Source organism: Ignavibacteriales bacterium (genome assembly GCA_016709765.1).
Lineage (GTDB): Bacteria > Bacteroidota > Ignavibacteria > Ignavibacteriales > Ignavibacteriaceae > IGN3.
Genome location: JADJMD010000012.1, coordinates 570,905 through 587,388, shown reverse-complemented (window position 1 = coordinate 587,388; position 16,484 = coordinate 570,905). Strand labels below are relative to the sequence as shown.

Here is a 16,484-nt window from a genome sequence, read left to right as displayed (position 1 = left end):
AATTGAAAGAAGTAATTAATTATATTGATAATAATAAGGGCAGATATATTGACGAACTGAAGGATTTTTTAAAAATACCTAGTATCAGCACACTACCTGAAAATAAACCTGATATGCAAAATGCAGCAAACTTTGTTGCAGATAAATTAAGAATTGCAGGCTTAAATAAAGTTGAAATAATTCAAACTGAAGGTCATCCTCTAATTTATGGTGAATGGCTTGGCGCACCGGGCAAGCCTACCGTTTTAATTTATGGTCATTATGATGTTCAGCCTGTTGATCCAATTGAACTTTGGTCATCACAACCCTTTGAACCAACTATTGTTGGGGATAACATTTTTGCCCGCGGCGCTACTGATGATAAAGGACAAATGTATATGCACATCAAAAGTGTTGAAGCATATTTTAAAACACATGGTAGTCTTCCGTTAAACGTAAAATTTTTAATTGAAGGTGAAGAAGAGATTGGAAGCGAAAATTTATCTGTATTTCTAAAAAATAATACGGAACTATTAAAATGTGATTCAGTATTAATTTCTGATACGGCTTTATTTGCTCCTGGTGTTCCTACAATTACATACGGCTTACGCGGGTTGTGCTATATGGAAATTGAAGTTACAGGACCATCGCGCGATCTTCATTCAGGTACTTTTGGTGGCGGTGTTCCCAATCCGATAAATGTTCTTACAAAAATGATTTCGCAATTAATTGATAAAGATGGCAAAATTAAAATTGATGGTTTTTATGATGATGTTTTAAAACTATCCAAAAAAGAAAGAGAAAATTTTAGAGTACTTAAATTTTCTGAAAAGCAATGGGGAAAAGAAATTGGATTAAAACATCTTACAGGCGAAAAAGGTTACACAACATTAGAACGCATTTGGGCAAGACCAACTTTAGATTGTAACGGCATTTGGGGCGGCTTTACCGGTGAAGGAGCAAAAACTGTAATTCCTTCTAAAGCATCTGCAAAAATCAGTATGCGTCTTGTCCCTCATCAGGATCCAAAAAAGATTGAAAAACTATTTGAGAAATACGTTAAAAAAATTGCACCAAAAGAAGTCAGTGTTAAAGTTAAAGGGTTACATGGTGGACATCCTGTAATTACTCTTTTAGAAGCTAAAGCTACAATTGCAGGAGCAAAGGCAATGCAATTAGCATTTGGCAAGAAAACTGTTTTTATGAGGGAAGGCGGATCGATTCCGATTGTTGTTGAATTTGCGAACAGGTTAAAAGCTTCACCGGTTATGATGGGATTGGGATTGAACACAGAAAACCTTCATTCACCAAACGAACATTTTAATCTTAATCATTTCCAGTTGGGAATAAAAAGTTCAGCTTACTTTTTGGATGAGTTTGCAAAATAGTTGTTTTATTCTAAGACTTGTCTAAATTTTTATAGCCTCAGAGTTGATTTTTATAAAATTCTGAGGTTTTTTTTGTAAAAATTTTGGGGCACAAATATTGCCTTAATTGCGCATCTATGTTACGAAAAATTAAATTATCAGCACTTATTTATCCAATTATACTTCTTATTCTGTTGTTACTCCTTAGCTGTGAGCATAAAACTGAAACAGAGGATAATAAAGTAAACTATAACGAGCAAGCCGCCTATAATCAAAATAAAGATGCCGAGATTCAAAGATATAACCTTGAGCTAAAAAAAAAAGAATCTAAGAATCGATTCCCTTGTGACACAATTGCATTAATTGAATACATCTTTGATAATTATCCTGCCGGAACTTACATACTTGAATTTGATAGAACTACAACTTATGATGTTCCCAAACCAGCATTAATTTATTTTACAGATCAAAACGGCAGTAAATTTATTTTTACCATGATTGCTACTTCGAGAGCCGGTGAAAGGCTTATTGAACCTGCAAATCTTGTCGGGTATGATCAAAGCTTTATTGATCTAGATAGTACAAAACTTGGTACTCCATTTTTATATCTCGTACTGTTTGAGTGCAGTGGTGATAAGCTTATCAAGCAATGGGAAGCGCCAATTCCATCTCACGGCGGATTTAACAGTATCTCACTTAAAAAATGGAATTTTAAAGGGATCTATTTTGTGGAAAGTAATTTTCACTACGCGCAAGGTATTGGGCATATAAATTATAATTATTTTCTAATTGATGACATCAGAAATTTTCCTCACTTGTTAATGACATATGAAGGCACAAGTCTTAAACGATCACTAGCAAATATTAACAATGATAAGTTTCCTGACTATTATGAGTATGTAATCTACAATCTAAAAGATAAAGTGTATTCAACAGACTCGGTAGCTTTTAATTGGAGCCAAAAAGACTCACTTTACATCAATACAAACAACAAAAAACAAACTCGCCGTTATTAATTTTTTCCTTATCTTTCCCAGGGAAATTTTTTCAATTTCTTATCCGAAAAACAATAGAAATACAATGGAGTAATAATGTTCGAGTTGACTAATACAAATTCAGATATGATATCTTTTTTTGTTTCACTTGGTGCGAAAACTGAGTTAATTAACAGCGTTACACATATAAAAAATTATACTACTCTCGATGAAGAAATATACAGTCTTCATAATGGTGTAGCACTAAAGTATATGAATACTTCATCAATTATTGAGTTAAAGGGTACAGATTCACTGGATTTTTTGCATAGAATATCAACTAACTCGATGCGAGATATTAAAAAAGAAGAAGTAAAGAAAACAATTTTCACTTCGGAAAAAGGAAGAATAATTGGTGTTACTACAGTTTTAAATTTTGAAAGCTACATTCTATTAATTACGGGTATTCATACTAAACAAAAAGTTATGAGCTGGATAAACAAATACATTATAGGTGATGATGTTCAGTTAAGCGATGCAAGCCATAGATTTAATTTGTTTCAATTAGTTGGACCTCAATCTGAATCGTTTTTGTCTTTGTTTGTGGGTGATGCTTTAAATACAGTTACAGATAACTCATTTAAAGTAGTAAGCGCAGATGGTATTCTCTTTTTTCTTGCAAGAATAAAAGATGAAAATGGATTGCAGAAGTTTTGGATTTTCGCTGAACAGGAAAACGGCAAAAAATTAATTGCTAATATGGTTAGTAATAAAGGGCCATTTGATTTCAATCTTATTGGCGAAGATGCCTATGATACATTCAATATCGAACAGGGAATCCCTTCTGATCCCAATGAGTTAAATGATATTTATAATCCGCACGAAGCAAGAATTATTGATCTTGTGGATTTTAAAAAAGGATGTTACATCGGGCAGGAAGTTATTGCAAGGTTAGAAACTTACGATAAAGTTCAAAAGCATTTAGTTGGATTGTGTTTCCCTGATACAATCGAAACTAATGAACAGTTTTCATTGTTGGATGATCAGAAGAATGAAGTTGGAGTTGTAACTTCAATTGCCTATTCTCCTAAATTTAAAAAGAATATTGCTCTTGGCTATATCAAAAAACCTTTAGCTGTGCAGGGAACAAAAGTTACTGCAAAAAATGAAACTAAAATTATGGAGGTAACGATACATGAGTTACCTTTTAAAAGATAAAATTAAATGAAAATCTACACAAAGACCGGAGATACAGGGGAAACAGGGTTATTCGGTGGCACGCGTGTACTAAAAAATGATTTAAGATTAAATGCATACGGCAGTATAGATGAATTAAATTCTTTTGTGGGACTAACAATTTTAGAAGTTAATTGTGTTGAAATAAAAAATGTTCTAATGGATTTACAAAATAAATTGTTTGTGTTAGGATCAGATCTGGCAACGCCTGAAACTGAAAAAAATGTAAAACTTAATATTACCCGTTTACCTGATTCATATATTCTGGATACAGAAAAAACTATTGATGATTTTGAAGCTAATTTAGATGAACTAAAAAATTTCATTCTTCCCGGCGGAAGTAAAGGATCTGCACTTCTGCACATTTGCCGTACAATTTCACGCCGTGCGGAAAGAGAAGTTGTGGCATTAAAAAATACCGAACATATCGGTGAAAACATTGTTATATTTTTAAACAGATTATCTGATCTGTTTTTTGTTCTTTCACGTTTTGAGAATAAGTACTTAAATATTCCAGATACAAAATGGATTCCGTAATTTAGTTTGCAATTTGCTTAATGCTTTCACTAACTAATTATCGGGGGTGAATTTTGGTTTCGACGGGATTAACGAGACTTAGAACTGCATATCGTGTTCCCCGAATACACGTAAATGAATTGGGAAAAAACAATAAATGGCGAATCTAATTACGCCCTTGCTGCTTAATTAATAGTTAACAGCCGTTCAACTTATCCTCTTGTATCGGGCTAGGATTGAACGACGTTTAGATACAATAGCCGACTCTGTCTCTTGCGCAGGAAAGGTGAAATAACAGCAAGTAGGCTTTAAGTGATCTTTGTCTGTTTGGCAGCTTAAAGTCAAAAATGAAACAGACTATGTATGTAGATGTTCTTTGGATCATAATTTCGGACGCGGGTTCGACTCCCGCCACCTCCACACTTTTTACTTATTCTCATTATATTATTTTTCTTTAATTCAGTACATAACTGAATTTGAGTATCACTTACCGATAAAATTATACCACTCATCATCCTGAAATTGATTTGCTTTTAATTATTACTTATGTTTTAATCAACAATTTAGATTAAAGCAGTGATTGACATTACAACTTATATAAATTCAATTGAAAACAATAATCTTATAAAAAAGATTTTTAATTCAATTAGACTGTTTGGTTTTGAAGGTTTTATTTGGATTTCGACTCTTCTCTATTTAGGATTTTTTGTTAATCCCAACGCAGTGCATTTTACAATTTGTCCGCTTTCAAATCTTGGATTTGAGCATTGCCCCGGTTGTGGGCTTGGAAATTCGATCGCTTTGATATTTAGAGGACAATTCAGTCAATCATTTGATAATCATTTTTTAGGTATTCCGGCTTTGCTAATAATCCTTCATAGAATTTATACAATTATGTTCTTTAATCTTAAAAAATCTAACAACAATAAATAAGGAGAGGCTATGCCAAATATTTTTCAATTATTACCAAGTCTTGAGGGCGAAGAGATGGCTTACGTCCAAAGTCTCATTAACGATATGACTGATGCACAAGCTCAGCAATTTGCAATGGCTTACAGCGCGCGCCGAAAAGATCCAACAACAATATTAATTTTAGCTCTTGTTGGATTTGTAGGATTTGCGGGCTTACATAGGTTTATGCTTAACCAAATTGGAATGGGAATATTGTATTTTTTAACAGGTGGATTATGTGTTATTGGAACAATTATCGATTTAGTTAATCATAGAAAACTTGCTTTTGAATATAATTCCACTGTTGCACAGCAAGTTGCATTGATGACAAAACAAATTACTTAAGTTAAATCCTTTTTCGTGACCTGCAGATTAATAAAATCTGCAGGAATATTACTTATCCCCCTAATTCCTTTCTGATAAATATCTGATATTTAACAATAATTTTTATTGAAAAGCATAAAGCATTAAACTAAATTAGAAGTTAAATGCAAAAGATTTTTTTTAAAAAGATGAGTGGCGCCGGCAACGATTTTGTTTTTATAGATAAAAATCAAAACTCCGGTTTATCATTAACTCCGGAAAAAATAAAAAATATTTGCAACCGTCGAAACGGTATTGGGGCAGATGGTCTGATTACGATTGAGGATCTTTCTAATTATAATTACAAAATGATGTATTACAATGCCGATGGTTCAACCGGAAGCTTGTGTGCTAATGGAGCTCGTTGTTCTATTTGGTTCGCAGAAAAAACATCACGATTAATAAACCGAACTGCAAAATTTATTTCGAACAGTGCTGAATATTCCGGTGAAGTCTTAAGTGAAGAATTAATAAAATTTAATCTTAATCCGCCTAAGCAGATTAAATATAATTTTAAGATAAAGGCATATGGGCAGATGATAAGTGCAAATTATGCTGATACAGGTTCACCGCATGTCGTAATTAAAATTTCTGATGTTTTAAAAGATCATTTGAATCCTAAATCATCTTTTAATAACATTATGGATTTTCCGGTTTTTAATCTTGGAAAAGAAATTAGATATAGCGGAGATTTTAAACCAAACGGCACTAATGTAAATTTTATTGATGTTAAGGATAAAGTAATTCATATCAGAACTTATGAGCGTGGTGTTGAAGATGAAACGCTAGCCTGTGGAACAGGTTCTGTTGCTGTAGCCTTAATTTGTTATATAACAGATAATCTAAAACCACCAATAACTTTAAATACCTTTGGCGGTGATCAGCTTATCGTTAATTTTGAAATTGAAAATCAAAAGGTAAAAAATCTTTCTTTAACCGGACCTGCAAAAATTATTTTTGAAGGTTCTATTGACCAGAAATTATTTATTTAATCATTGGAGTGCAAATGTCAAAAGTCCTATTCTCAATTCAGTATGAAATTATTCCTGAAAAACGAGATGAATATTTAAGAGTTGTTAAAGAACTTAAAAATCTTTTAAAAGCAGAAGGCCTGGAGTCTTATGTTGTTTACGAAGTTAAAGGGAAAACGGTTAGTTTTCAAGAGCTTTATACTTTTAGCAATATTGAAGCTTACGAAGCCTTTGATGATATGAATGATGAGAGAATTAATATTCTTGTCGATAAAATTAGTGGTATGTCGGTCGAAAAATCCACAAAATATAACACGCTTGTACAACTTGCAGATGAATAAAATTATTGGGTCTCCGTTGGGGGACCCATATTATTTTTCTCATCTAGCTTCACTTTTTGTAATATCTTTACACATTATTATTTTTTACTATGAATAAAAAACTTCACATTATTTATGTTGGCAGTTTCTTTTTAGTTGGAACAGTAGTTTTGATATTGTTAGCAATTAACGGTTATCAATATTATTTGCTTCCAATTGAGGAACGATTTTTTGACCCATCTCATGCAACTCTAAAACCAAGCGGAAACTGGGGACATGGATTTGGAATTATTGGAACATTAATGATGATTTTTGGTGTGGCCATTTATATGTTTCGCAAAAGGTCTCGTAAACTTTTTACTTTTGGGTACTTAAAGCATTGGTTAGAGTTCCATATTTTTTTATGCACTGTTGGACCAATTTTAGTCCTGTATCATACATCGTTTAAGTTTGGTGGCATTGTTTCAGTTAGTTTTTGGAGTATGGTTCTTGTGGTTCTTAGTGGTGTTGTAGGTAGATTTATATATATTCAAATTCCCCGAACCGTTCAGGGTAGAGAAATAGACATGAAAGATTTAGCATCAATGAGAGAAGATCTTGCAGAAAAATTGAAAGCGGAAATGATGTTCGATGTAAGATTGCTGAATGAGCTTAATTACTTAGCTTCAATAGATAGATATAATTCTTTAGGTTTTCGAGATATAATATTATTTGGTGCTAAAGATTTTTTTAGAATTAGGTCATTCTATTCCAGGCTAAATAAAAATTTAGCGATTTCAGGGTTTTCTAAAATCATAATAAAAGAAATAAAGAATAAGGCACAAGCAGAAATTATATTATCGAGAAGAATTGGACGATTGCGCACAATGCAAAATCTTTTTAAATACTGGCACATTGCTCATTTACCTTTTGCTATTGCAATGTTTGTTATTATGGTAGTTCATGTAATTGTAACCTTAACTTTTGGATATAAATGGATTTTTTAGGAGAAACAAAATGAAATTCAAACCGATATATTTATATGGATTATTAGCTGTAGTAATAGTTGTAATACTTTTTGTTGTTGCACAAACCGGCAGTGAAGAAAAAACAAAGGTAGATATTACTAATAAACAAATGCCCGCAGACGAGGTACATAAAAATCTTAATAAAGGTATGATGGACAATCCAAGCGGTTCAAATGTGTCTGAAGAAGTAAAACATAAAATTGAAGTAATGAAAAAAGATGTTGAAGCGAATCCAACAGACACTTTAAAGATGCGAGAGTATGCTGATTTTCTTGCAGCCGCACATCGCCCGGAAGAAGCATTAGTTTATTATCAAAAGATTTTGGATAAAGATAAAAATAGAAAAGATATTTACTTTGCAACAACTTTTGTTTATTACAATCAGGGTAACTTAGTAAAAGCCGAAGAACTCACACTTCAGATGCTAAAATTATTCCCGAACGATCCAATGGTTAATTATAATGTTGGTGCGATTGAAGCAACAAAAGGTAACAAAGAAAAAGCTCGCGAAATTTGGACAAAACTTATTAATGATTTCCCGTCTGATCAAACGGCAGAATTAGCTAAAAACTCTATAAAAAAGCTGTAAATTCTTTCATTTCACTTTGGATTTTAGGTATGATTATTGAATATTTGTTAATCATCAACTAATAGTAAATGTGAACTAATCAAATTTGGAGCAACTTCTAGAAAATATTTTTGCGTACATGTTAGTTTTTTTTCTGCTTGGTGGAATATTTTACTTCTATCATCAGAAAAATAAGCTTACTAATCTGCGTACTCAAAGTAAAACGAGTAAAGCTAAAGAGCACGGATTTCACGAACCCGTTTCTTTACATCCGGTTGTTGATTTAGACATTTGTATAGGCAGTGGTGCTTGCATAAAAGCTTGTCCTGAGCATGATATTTTAGGAATACACAACGGAAAAGCTCAAACGATAAATGCTTCCAGGTGCGTTGGACATGGTGCCTGTTTTCACGCTTGTCCTGTTGAAGCAATAACTCTCTGCATAGGAACAGAAAAAAGAGGAGTTGAATTACCGCACATTTCTCAGGAGTTTGAAACCAATATTCCGGGAATATTTGTAGCTGGCGAGCTTGGTGGAATGGGTTTGATAAAAAATGCAGTTGAGCAAGGCAAACAAGCTGTTGAGTATTTCCTTCAAAAATCTCTTCCAAAATCAAATGCTAAATATGATTTAATAATTGTAGGTGCTGGTCCAGCTGGTATTTCAGCTTCATTAACAGCAGCTAAAAACAATCTTAAGTTTATAACTTTAGAACAAGATTCTCTCGGTGGAACGGTTTTTAATTTTCCACGAGCTAAAATTGTTATGACCTCTCCAATGGATTTACCACTTTGGGGAAAAGTGAAACTTGTTGAAACAAGTAAATCTGAACTACTTGATCTATGGAAAAATGTTTTAAATAAAAATAAAATTACAATTAATGAACAAGAGAAAGTTTTAGAGATTGTAAAACAAGACAATTTGTTTATTGTAAAATCTAATAATGAACATTACACAAGTAGAGGAATAATTCTTGCAATAGGAAGACGTGGTTCGCCCAGAAAACTTGGTGTGGTAGGCGAGGAAAAAGAAAAAGTTTTTTATAGATTGATTGAACCGGAATTAATTCACGATAAACATATTTTAGTTGTTGGAGGAGGAGATTCTGCAGTTGAATCTGCAATGCTGCTTGCCGATGAAAGAAATCGAGTTACACTCTCGTATCGCAGTGAATCATTTTCAAGATTAAAACCAAAAAATCTTGAGCGAATAAATGATTACATCAAAAAGAAAAAAATAAAAACACTATTCGATTCAAATGTTAAAGAAATAACAGATGATAGTGTGATATTTACTTTCACTAATTCTGCCGAAGAATTAAATATTAAAAATGATTTTGTTTACATCTTTGCAGGTGGAATTTTACCGACCAGTTTTCTTGAAGGAATTGGAATTAAAATCACTAAAAAATTTGGCGATGCAATTTTAAAACACTAGTAAATTATTGAAATACTTTTTATTAACATTATTTTTTTCCGCTCAAATTCTTGCGCAAATCTCTCCGGGCGATCTTACCAAAGCACATGCTGATTTGGAAGGGATTAGCAATTGTACAAAATGCCACGAAATTGGAAATAAAGTTACAAACTCAAAATGTTTGGATTGTCATAAGGAAGTTAAAAATCTTGTAAATGCAAATCGTGGTTACCACGCAAGCTCTGAAGTAAAAAATAAGGAATGTGCATCTTGCCATAACGAACATCACGGAAGAACCTTCAGAATTATTAATTTTAATCCGGATGATTTCGATCATAACAAAACAGGATTTAAGTTAACCGGCGCACACGCAAAAAAAGATTGCAAAGATTGTCATCAATCCAAATTTATTTCTGATAGCAAGTTTAAAAAGAAAAGTAAAACTCAATTAGGTTTAGATCAAAAATGTGTTAGTTGCCACGAAGATTTTCACCAGGAAACTTTGGGAACTGATTGTGCAAGTTGTCATTCCACAGAAAAGTTTAAACCTGCTGAAAGTTTTGATCACAATAAAGCAAAATTTAAGTTAGCCGGTGCTCACGAAAAAGTAGAATGTGCAAAATGTCATCCCACAGAAAAAAAGAATGGAAAGGATTTTGTAAAACTAAAAGGCTTAAGTTTTGGCAACTGCTCTTCCTGCCACACAGATGTTCACAACGGTGCGTTTGGTGCTGATTGTAAATCATGTCATTCGGTAAATGGATTTAATATAATAAATCAAAACTCATTTGATCACAATAAAACAAAATTTCCGTTAATTGGAAAACATCAAAAAGTAAAATGTAACGATTGTCATAAAGGTACAAACAAGAACAAACCTTTATTTGCAAAATGTACTGATTGTCATTCAGATTATCACCAAGGTGATTTTACATCAAAGGGCTTGATAAAAGATTGTAAAACTTGTCACTCAGAATCCGGATTTTCACCGGCAAACTTTTTCATTGAAGATCACAACAAAACAAAATTTATTATTGATGGGAGCCATTTAGCTGTGGCTTGCAGAAAATGTCATTATAAAGAGGAGCAATGGAAATTTAAAAAAATTGGTTTTAAGTGTCAGGATTGTCATAAAAATGTTCACGGAAATGAGATTAGTGAGAAATATTTGCCGGAAAATAAGTGCGAGTCCTGTCATCAAACGGCAAATTGGAGCACTATTACTTTCGATCATAATAGCACGAAATTTGCGTTACTTGGTAAACATCAATCAATTACTTGTGGCAATTGTCATTACCGTGAAGTAAATGGCGAAAAATCTTATAAGTTTTTGTCTTTGACCCTTGATTGCGAACAGTGTCATAAAGATATTCATTTCGGACAATTTAGATTTGATAACATTACTGATTGCTCACGCTGCCACGCATATAGTAATTGGAAGGCAGAAAAGTTTGATCACTCAAAAGCTAAGTTTAAAAATGATGGTGCACATCAAAAATTAGAATGTTCTAAATGTCATAAAACAATAACTGATAATGTAACTCCATTTGTGATGTATAAAATAAAAGAGTATAAATGCGCAGACTGTCATTCCAAATAATATTTTTTCTGCTAAGTATAAATGTCTTTGCACAATCACCGCACGGCGATGATTTCGATGTAGACTGTTCAAATTGCCATGTTTCAGATAATTGGAAAGTCAATATTTCAAAAGTAACTTTCGATCATTCAACCACAAAATTTAGTTTAGTTGGTCAGCATCAAAATGTTGATTGTAAATCATGTCACACCTCGCTTATTTTCTCATCCGCTGCAACAGATTGTTTTTCATGCCATAAAGATATTCATCAAGGCACTGTTGGATTTGATTGTGCAAGCTGTCACACACCAACAACCTGGATAATTAAAGATATTATTGGGTTGCATCAGAACGGTAGATTTCAATTGCTTGGCGCACACCAACTGGTGGACTGTGCACAATGTCACTCAGATTACGCTGAGCTGAAATTTAATGTTTTAAATGTTGATTGTTATGCGTGTCATTCACAAGATTATAATTCTGCCCAATCGCCAAATCACATAGCAGCAAAATTTTCAACAGATTGCCAGGAATGCCATAATGTTAATTCGTTAACCTGGAACACCACAAATGTAAATCATAGTTTCTTTCCTTTAACTGGCGGACATGCATTGCCAAGTTGTTTCTCTTGTCATCAACAAAATACTTTTTCTGGATTATCGCAGGATTGTTATTCTTGTCATCAACAAACTTACAATAGCACTACAAATCCAAATCATATTTCTTCTGGATTGCCAACCACCTGTGAGGTTTGCCATAATATTAACGGATGGAAACCTGCAAGTTTTAATCACAACATTACACAATTTCCATTAACAGGTAAACATATTCCGGTTGATTGTGCAGATTGCCATACTTCTGGTTACACGGGCACTCCTACAAATTGTTACGCATGTCATCAACAAGATTATCAATCAACAAACGACCCGAATCACGTTGTATCACAATTTCCAACTGATTGCAGTTTATGTCACACAACTGCAGGTTGGGATAATGCTACGATTGATCATAACTTAACACAGTTTCCTTTAACCGGAAGCCACATATCGGTAGATTGTGCAAGTTGTCATACGAGCGGATACACAGGCACTCCTACAAATTGTTACTCTTGTCATCAGCAGGATTATCAAACCGCGACTGATCCAAATCATGTTACTTCACAGTTTCCAACAGACTGTAGTTTATGCCATACAACAACAGGTTGGGATAATGCAACATTCGATCACAATCAAAGTAGTTTTCCTTTAACTGGAAGTCATATTCAGGTAGCTTGTGCAACTTGCCATACGAGTGGATACACGGGGACTCCAACCGATTGTTACTCTTGTCATCAACAAGATTTTAATGGTACAACAGATCCAAATCACTTAGCACAAAATTATCCCCACGATTGTACACTTTGCCACAATACAACAAATTGGAATGACGCAAATTTTGATCATAATATTACACAGTTTCCTTTAACCGGAAGTCATATTCAAGTAGCTTGTGCAACCTGCCATACTAGCGGATACACAGGAACACCAACGGATTGTTATTCGTGTCATCAACAGAATTTTAATAATACAACAGATCCAAATCACGTGGCTCAAAACTATCCACACGATTGTACACTTTGTCACAATACAACAAATTGGAGCGATGCAAACTTTGATCACAATTTGACACAATTTCCATTAACCGGAAGCCACGTACAAGTAGCTTGTGCAACTTGCCATACGAGCGGGTACACAGGCACACCAACGGATTGTTACTCTTGTCATCAACAGAATTTTAATAATACAACAGATCCAAATCACGTGGCTCAAAACTATCCACACGATTGTATGCTTTGCCATAATACAACAAATTGGAACGATGCAAACTTTGATCACAATTTGACACAATTTCCGTTAACCGGAAGCCACGTTCAAGTGGCTTGTGCAAGTTGTCATGCTTCGGGATATACAGGTACACCAACGGATTGTAACACATGTCATCAAACAAATTATAACAATACTACAAATCCAAATCATCAGGCGGCAGGATTTCCTGTAACTTGTGTTGATTGCCATTCCACTACAGCTTGGAGTCCTGCAACTTTCGATCATGATACACAGTATTTTCCAATCTATTCCGGTAAACATAATGGCGAATGGAACCAATGTTCAGATTGCCATACAATACCAAATAATTTTTCTACTTTTTCTTGCATTGATTGTCATGAGCATAACAGAAACGATACGGATGATCATCATCAAGGTGTTCAGGGTTATGTGTATAATAGTGCCGATTGTTTTGCATGTCATCCAACGGGACGAAAAGAAGGAGCATTTAATCATGCAACTTCAAATTTTGTTTTAGTTGGTGTGCATTTAACCTCTGATTGTATTCAATGTCATGAAAACGGATATGCAAACACTTCTACGCTTTGTTCTGATTGCCATATTGCTGCATACAATAGTGCTGCAAATCCAAATCATCAATCATTGAGTTTATCTACAGATTGCGCTGCTTGTCACACACCTACGGTTAATTGGCAGCCTGCATTGTTTCCACAACACAATCAAGTGTTCCAATTGATTGGCAGACATTTAGAAATTGCGAATGATTGCGCAAGTTGTCATTACGGCAACTACACAACAACTCCAAATCAATGCGTTGGTTGTCATCAATCTGCGTTTAATAATGCAGTTAATCCAAATCATTCTGCAGCGGGTATTCCTACAAGCTGCCAGGATTGTCACGGGTCATCAGCGTGGATTCCATCGAGTTTTAATCATGCTACAACAGGATTTGAATTAATTGGTTCGCATCAACCATTGCAATGTTCATCTTGTCATTTGGGAACAGTTACAGGTTTAGATAATCAGTGCGTTTCTTGTCACCAAGCGCAATATAACACAGCACCAAATCATATTGGGCAATCATATCCCACAAATTGTGAGCTTTGCCATAATTCTGTTGCATGGAATCAAACAAGTTTTGATCATCAAAATACGAACTTCCCATTAACTGGTGCGCATATAACAACAACTTGTCAGGATTGTCATTCAACAGGATATACAGGAACTCCAACGGAATGTTATTCTTGTCATCAATCGGATTATGAAAATACTAATGACCCTAACCATGTAACTCAGAATTATCCACACGATTGTACATTGTGTCATAATACTTCAGATTGGGGTGAAGCAAATTTTAATCATAGTACTACTCAATTTCCACTAACTGGAGCCCATATTCAGGTTAGCTGCGAGAATTGCCATGCAAATGGATATACAGGAACTCCAACAGATTGTTACTCTTGTCATCAGAATAATTATATGAGTACCACGGATCCTCCTCATGATTTGTTGAATTTCTCAAATGATTGTTTAACCTGTCATACCACAAATGGATGGACTCCGGCAACATTTGATCACAATTTCTATAGACTTAGAAATCAGCATGCTACGATGGATTGTAGTGAATGTCATTCAGAAACTAATTATCAGCCTCAATGTCTAAGTTGTCATATGGATGATTTTCTTGATGGGCATAATGTTGGTCATAGAACAGATTGCTGGAACTGTCATGGAACGAATAATTTTGATCTGGGATTAATTTTGCCACACTTGCAAGAGCATAAAGTTGATTAAACTCTTATACATAATAAGTGCAATTTTTCTGTTTACAAACATCATAAAAGCGCAGGAACAAACTAAAGAAGGTAAAGTTGGATACACCTCTTCTCAATTGGTTTATGTAAACTTTGATAATACAGATGGAATAAGTGAAGGTGATACCTTATTTATTAAATCTAAAAACAAGCAATCTCCAGCCCTCGTTGTTAAATATCTTTCATCTTCTTCGGCAGCCTGTGAAAAATTGAATAATGAAGATTTTAAATCCGGTTTAATTCTTTATGCTTTTATAAAAAAATTGGAGCAAAATGGTGATCCAAAAATTCCGATTGTTTTAGATACAAATCTAACTATTGTACAACCACTAGAAAAAATAAAGCAACCTGAGAATAATTCTAATTCTGTAAATACTACAAAATATAATGGAAGATATTCCTTACAATCATATTCTAATTTCAATAACATTGATAAGCGAGGTGAATATCAACGCTGGAGACACTCACTTAGATTTAGTTTGCAAAATATAGGCGGATCCGGCTTATCACTTTCTACTTATTCTATTTTCTCTTACAGAGCAGACCAGTGGAAAACAGTTTCATCAAGTTTAGGAAAAGCATTTAAAGTTTACGATTTAAATTTGAATTATCGATTTGATGAATCAACACAACTTTGGTTTGGCAGATATTTAAACAGAAAAATTTCTAACATCAGCATTGTGGATGGATTGCAATTTGAAAAAGCATTTGCTTTTTTAACTTTTGGATTAGTTGCTGGCTCCCGCCCAAATTTTACAGACTTTGGATTAAACACAAAATTATTGGAATATGGCGTATATCTTTCCAGATATGATACTCTAGGCAGTGGAATGATGGAAAACACCTTTTCAGTTTTTGAACAAACAAACAATTCTAAAACCGATAGACGATTTGCATATTTACAGCATAATAATACAATCATAACTAACATTAATCTTTTCGCTTCAGCAGAGGTCGATCTATATAAGCGGGAGTTGGGAATTGGTAAAAGTGATTTTAGTTTAACATCACTTTTTCTTTCTGCAAGATATGCACCTGTTAGAGAGTTTTCACTAAGTCTTTCCTATGATGCTAGAAAAAATGTTTACTACTACGAAACATTTAAATCTCTTTCAGATAGTGTTTTAGAAAATGAAACAAGACAAGGTTTTAGAGCAAGAACTATTATTAGACCATTGAATAACCTTATTATAGGCTTGCAATATGGTTATCGTTATAACAAAACTGATGTTAAGGCAAGCAAAAATTATGGCGGCAATATTTCTTACACGATGTTACCGTTAATTGAATCTTCTTTAGGATTTAACTTTAATAAACTTAATAGTAATTATGTTGATGGTCTTGTATATTCAATTAATCTTCAAAAATCGATTTCATCTATTCGTTCAGATTTTTCAATAGGCTTTAGAAAAACAGATTATACATTCCCAAATAACACACCAAAGTTTGAGGAGAAAGCGATTCTTTTTGATTTTTCCACAAGTGTGTTTAATCCATTTTCATTCTCATTTAGTTATGAAGGTGTTTTTGAATCAACACGAAGTTATGGAAGAATTCTTTTTGATCTAACAACAAGATTTTAAATTCTAACCTATA

At 33.6% G+C, this 16,484-nt stretch carries 14 protein-coding genes and 1 other RNA gene; all 15 read left to right on the top strand.

The genetic code is table 11. The features are described 5' to 3' along the window. Positions 1-2 precede the first annotated feature (2 nt). The 15 genes from IPJ23_08460 to IPJ23_08390 all read left to right on the top strand — a co-directional run bounded on the left by IPJ23_08460 (position 3) and on the right by IPJ23_08390 (position 16,471). Positions 3-1,367 (top strand): dipeptidase, encoded by a 1,365-nt coding sequence (locus IPJ23_08460; protein ID MBK7630720.1) that lies wholly within the window; start codon positions 3-5, stop codon positions 1,365-1,367. Positions 1,368-1,483: 116 nt separating this feature from the next. Continuing rightward, positions 1,484-2,362 carry a hypothetical protein gene (locus tag IPJ23_08455; GenBank protein MBK7630719.1) on the top strand — a complete coding sequence of 293 codons (879 nt, stop codon included), beginning with the start codon at positions 1,484-1,486 and terminating at the stop codon, positions 2,360-2,362. Positions 2,363-2,437: 75 nt separating this feature from the next. Continuing rightward, a complete protein-coding gene (locus IPJ23_08450; protein ID MBK7630718.1) occupies positions 2,438-3,538 on the top strand; it encodes an aminomethyl transferase family protein in 1,101 nt (366 codons plus the stop codon). Between the two features lie 6 nt (positions 3,539-3,544). After that, a complete protein-coding gene (locus IPJ23_08445) occupies positions 3,545-4,093 on the top strand; it encodes a cob(I)yrinic acid a,c-diamide adenosyltransferase (protein MBK7630717.1) in 549 nt (182 codons plus the stop codon). 42 nt (positions 4,094-4,135) lie between these two features. Next, positions 4,136-4,495: a transfer-messenger RNA gene (gene ssrA / locus IPJ23_08440) on the top strand. Between the two features lie 222 nt (positions 4,496-4,717). Then, positions 4,718-5,005 (top strand): DUF2752 domain-containing protein, encoded by a 288-nt coding sequence (locus tag IPJ23_08435; protein ID MBK7630716.1) that lies wholly within the window; start codon positions 4,718-4,720, stop codon positions 5,003-5,005. Positions 5,006-5,014: 9 nt separating this feature from the next. After that, positions 5,015-5,368, top strand: a complete 354-nt coding sequence (locus IPJ23_08430) for a TM2 domain-containing protein (protein MBK7630715.1) — start codon at positions 5,015-5,017, stop codon at positions 5,366-5,368. Between the two features lie 143 nt (positions 5,369-5,511). Next, positions 5,512-6,378, top strand: coding sequence for a diaminopimelate epimerase (locus IPJ23_08425; protein MBK7630714.1), 867 nt, complete (start codon positions 5,512-5,514; stop codon positions 6,376-6,378). A 14-nt stretch (positions 6,379-6,392) separates the two neighbouring features. Then, positions 6,393-6,698, top strand: a complete 306-nt coding sequence (locus IPJ23_08420; protein MBK7630713.1) for a hypothetical protein — start codon at positions 6,393-6,395, stop codon at positions 6,696-6,698. Between the two features lie 89 nt (positions 6,699-6,787). Continuing rightward, positions 6,788-7,663 carry a hypothetical protein gene (locus IPJ23_08415; protein MBK7630712.1) on the top strand — a complete coding sequence of 292 codons (876 nt, stop codon included), beginning with the start codon at positions 6,788-6,790 and terminating at the stop codon, positions 7,661-7,663. Positions 7,664-7,673: 10 nt separating this feature from the next. After that, positions 7,674-8,273, top strand: coding sequence for a tetratricopeptide repeat protein (locus IPJ23_08410; protein ID MBK7630711.1), 600 nt, complete (start codon positions 7,674-7,676; stop codon positions 8,271-8,273). 85 nt (positions 8,274-8,358) lie between these two features. Further along, on the top strand, positions 8,359-9,690 hold the full coding sequence (locus IPJ23_08405; protein MBK7630710.1) for an NAD(P)-binding domain-containing protein: 1,332 nt from the start codon (positions 8,359-8,361) through the stop codon (positions 9,688-9,690). 7 nt (positions 9,691-9,697) lie between these two features. Beyond that, positions 9,698-11,269 (top strand): cytochrome c3 family protein, encoded by a 1,572-nt coding sequence (locus tag IPJ23_08400; GenBank protein MBK7630709.1) that lies wholly within the window; start codon positions 9,698-9,700, stop codon positions 11,267-11,269. Further along, a complete protein-coding gene (locus IPJ23_08395; GenBank protein ID MBK7630708.1) occupies positions 11,245-14,868 on the top strand; it encodes a hypothetical protein in 3,624 nt (1,207 codons plus the stop codon). Before IPJ23_08400 ends, IPJ23_08395 begins: the two co-directional genes overlap by 25 nt. Next, positions 14,861-16,471, top strand: coding sequence for a hypothetical protein (locus tag IPJ23_08390; protein ID MBK7630707.1), 1,611 nt, complete (start codon positions 14,861-14,863; stop codon positions 16,469-16,471). Before IPJ23_08395 ends, IPJ23_08390 begins: the two co-directional genes overlap by 8 nt. Positions 16,472-16,484: the final 13 nt, after the last annotated feature.

Excerpts from the sequence above, each read along its gene's own strand:
- IPJ23_08455 (MBK7630719.1), top strand. The coding sequence starts at position 1,484 with ATGTTACGAAAAATTAAATTATCAGCACTTATTTATCCAATTATACTT.
- IPJ23_08450 (MBK7630718.1), top strand. The coding sequence starts at position 2,438 with ATGTTCGAGTTGACTAATACAAATTCAGATATGATATCTTTTTTTGTT.
- IPJ23_08445 (MBK7630717.1), top strand. The coding sequence starts at position 3,545 with ATGAAAATCTACACAAAGACCGGAGATACAGGGGAAACAGGGTTATTC.
- IPJ23_08430 (MBK7630715.1), top strand. The coding sequence starts at position 5,015 with ATGCCAAATATTTTTCAATTATTACCAAGTCTTGAGGGCGAAGAGATG.
- IPJ23_08425 (MBK7630714.1), top strand. The coding sequence starts at position 5,512 with ATGCAAAAGATTTTTTTTAAAAAGATGAGTGGCGCCGGCAACGATTTT.
- IPJ23_08420 (MBK7630713.1), top strand. The coding sequence starts at position 6,393 with ATGTCAAAAGTCCTATTCTCAATTCAGTATGAAATTATTCCTGAAAAA.
- IPJ23_08415 (MBK7630712.1), top strand. The coding sequence starts at position 6,788 with ATGAATAAAAAACTTCACATTATTTATGTTGGCAGTTTCTTTTTAGTT.
- IPJ23_08410 (MBK7630711.1), top strand. The coding sequence starts at position 7,674 with ATGAAATTCAAACCGATATATTTATATGGATTATTAGCTGTAGTAATA.
- IPJ23_08395 (MBK7630708.1), top strand. The coding sequence starts at position 11,245 with ATGCGCAGACTGTCATTCCAAATAATATTTTTTCTGCTAAGTATAAAT.